Raw genomic sequence first — 2,830 nt, forward strand, 5'->3', positions numbered from 1 at the left:
CTACAACACCGCCGCCGTGATCGACGCCGACGGCAGCTACCTCGGCAAGTACCGCAAGCACCACATCCCCCAGGTCAAGGGCTTCTGGGAGAAGTACTACTTCAAACCCGGCAACCTCGGCTGGCCCGTCTTCGACACCGCCGTCGGCAAGGTCGGCGTCTACATCTGCTACGACCGGCACTTCCCCGAGGGGTGGCGCGAACTGGGTCTCCAGGGAGCACAGTTGGTCTACAACCCCTCCGCCACCCACCGCGGACTCTCCTCGCACCTCTGGCAGTTGGAGCAGCCCGCGGCCGCCGTCGCCAACGAGTACTTCGTCGCCGCGATCAACCGCGTCGGCCAGGAGGAGTACGGGGACAACGACTTCTACGGCACGTCGTACTTCGTGGACCCGCGCGGACAGTTCGTCGGCGACCCGGCCGACGACAAGAGCGAGGAACTCCTCGTCCGCGACCTGGACTTCGACCTCATCGAAGAGGTACGCCAGCAGTGGGCGTTCTACCGCGACCGGCGCCCCGACGCGTACGAAGGGCTGGTGCGGCCATGACCGATCTCTTCGACCGCCACCGCCGGGTCATGCCCGACTGGCTCGCCCTCTACTACGACGACCCGTTGGAGATCACCCACGGCGAGGGCCGCCACGTCTGGGACGCCTACGGCAACCGCTACCTGGACTTCTTCGGCGGCATCCTCACCACCATGACCGCGCACGCGCTGCCCGAGGTCACCAAGGCGGTCAGCGAGCAGGCCGGGCGGATCGTCCACTCCTCGACCCTGTATCTGAACCGCCCGATGGTCGAACTGGCCGAGCGCATCGCCCAGTTGAGCGGCATCCCGAACGCCCGGGTCTTCTTCACCACCTCCGGCACCGAGGCCAACGACACAGCGATGCTGCTCGCCACCGCCTACCGGCAGGGCAACACCGTGCTGGCGATGCGCAACAGCTACCACGGCCGCTCCTTCGGCGCCGTCGGCATCACCGGCAACCGCACCTGGTCCACGACCTCGCTCTCCCCGCTCCAGACCGTCTACGTCCACGGCGCCGTCCGCACCCGGGGGCCGTACGCTGAGCTGGACGACCGCGCGTTCATCGACGCCTGCGTGGCCGACCTGCGCGACCTCATCGGCCAGGGCCGCACGCCCGTCGCGCTGATCGCCGAACCCATCCAGGGCGTAGGGGGGTTCACCTCCCCGCCCGACGGGCTGTACGCCGCCTTCCGTGAGGTCCTCGACGAGTACGGCATCCTGTGGATCTCCGACGAGGTGCAGACCGGCTGGGGCCGCACCGGCGACCACTTCTGGGGCTGGCAGGCGCACGACCGTAACGGCCCGCCGGACATCGTCACCTTCGCCAAGGGCATCGGCAACGGCATGTCCATCGGCGGTGTGATCGCCCCCGCCGAGATCATGAACTGCCTGGACGCCAACAGCATTTCCACCTTCGGCGGCACCCAGATCACCATGGCCGCCGGGCTCGCCAACCTCACCTACCACCTGGAACACGACCTCCAGGGCAACGCCCGCCGCGTCGGCGGTCTGCTCCTGGAACGGCTACGCTCCGTCGCCGCCCGGCTGCCCGGCGTCCGTGAGGTGCGCGGGCGCGGCCTGATGATCGGCGTCGAACTGGTCAGGCCCGGCACCGACGAGGCCGACCCCGCCGCGGCCGCCACCGTCCTGGAGTCCGCCCGCTCCGGCGGCCTGCTCATCGGCAAGGGCGGCGGCCACGACACCAGCGTCCTGCGCATCGCCCCGCCGCTCACCCTCACCGTCGCGGAGGCGGAGGAGGGCGCGGACATCCTCGAGGACGCGCTGCGGAGCACGTACTGAGAGCGCGCGGAGGAGCCCGTACGAGAGACGAGGTACCGCCCATGACCACCACCTCGGAGTCCTGGCACCCGGCCGCGCCCTCCGGCGGACCGGCGCTGTCCGTCCGGCAGGTGCTCACCCTGGAACGCGTGCTCGCCGGGGAGCCCGAGGTGGTCGCCGGGGCCGGACAGCTCGACCGCGCAGTGCGCTGGGTGCACGTCGCCGAGGCCGCCGACGTGGGCGTCATGCTCAGCGGCGGCGAGATGGTCCTCACCACCGGCGTGCTGCTCGCGGGCGACGAGGCCAAACAGGCCGCCTACATCCGCTCCCTGCACCACGCGGACGCCGCCGCCGTGGTCCTCGGCCTCGGCCGCGCCTTCCCCGCCCCACCCGAGACGATGTGCCGCACCGCCGAACGGTACGGACTCCCCATGGTCGTCCTGCATCGGCCGTTCCCCTTCGCGGAGTTGACGGAGGAGGTCCAATCCCGGCTCGTACGACGGAAGTTCGCCGCCGTCAGCCTCTCCGAGGCCGTACGCACCGGGCTCACCGGACTCATCACCGCCGGGGCCCCGCTGCAACGCCTCCTGGACGAGATCGCCCGGCACAGCGGCTGCCCGGTCGTCGTCACCAACCTCGCGCACCGCGTCCTCGTCACGGCGGGGGAGCGGTCCGCCGTGGACGACGTGCTGCGCGACTGGGAGCGCATCGCCCGGCAGGCGGGAGGCAGCGAGGGCGACGGCTGGGTCCGCGCCGAACTCGGCGGCCGGGGCGAACGCTGGGGACGGCTGCTGCTGTGCGGCTACCGGGGCGACGCGGCCACCGGGCGGCTGCTCGCCGACCGCGCCGCCGAGGCCCTGGTCCTGCACCGGATGCTCGGCGGCGGCTCCACGGCGAGCTGGGAGGAGCAGTCCGCGCGCGGTCTGCTCACCGACCTCGCCTCCGGCACCGTGCCCGCCCGGCAGCTGCTGCCCCGGGCGCGCGCCGCCGGGCTGCCGGTCGGCCGGCGCACCTTCGTCCCGCT

The 2,830-nt window shown here is 71.8% G+C and carries 3 protein-coding genes; all 3 read left to right on the plus strand.

The genetic code is table 11. The annotated features are described in order from the left end of the window. Positions 1 to 547 (plus strand): nitrilase-related carbon-nitrogen hydrolase (locus GTW40_RS15220; RefSeq protein ID WP_275564637.1); only part of this gene is annotated, 547 nt, incomplete at its 5' end. Beyond that, positions 544 to 1,827, plus strand: coding sequence for an aspartate aminotransferase family protein (locus GTW40_RS15225; RefSeq protein WP_161180729.1), 1,284 nt, complete (start codon positions 544 to 546; stop codon positions 1,825 to 1,827). The genes GTW40_RS15220 and GTW40_RS15225, both read left to right, overlap by 4 nt. A gap of 41 nt (positions 1,828 to 1,868) precedes the next feature. Next, on the plus strand, positions 1,869 to 2,830 hold a 962-nt coding region (locus GTW40_RS15230), incomplete at its 3' end, for a PucR family transcriptional regulator ligand-binding domain-containing protein (protein WP_202485918.1).

Source organism: Streptomyces sp. SID4985 (assembly GCF_009863025.1).
In the GTDB taxonomy this organism is placed as follows: Bacteria; Actinomycetota; Actinomycetes; order Streptomycetales; family Streptomycetaceae; genus Streptomyces.

Bases quoted from the DNA above. Each gene is read 5' to 3' on its own strand.
- GTW40_RS15225 (WP_161180729.1), top strand. From the start codon at position 544: ATGACCGATCTCTTCGACCGCCACCGCCGGGTCATGCCCGACTGGCTC.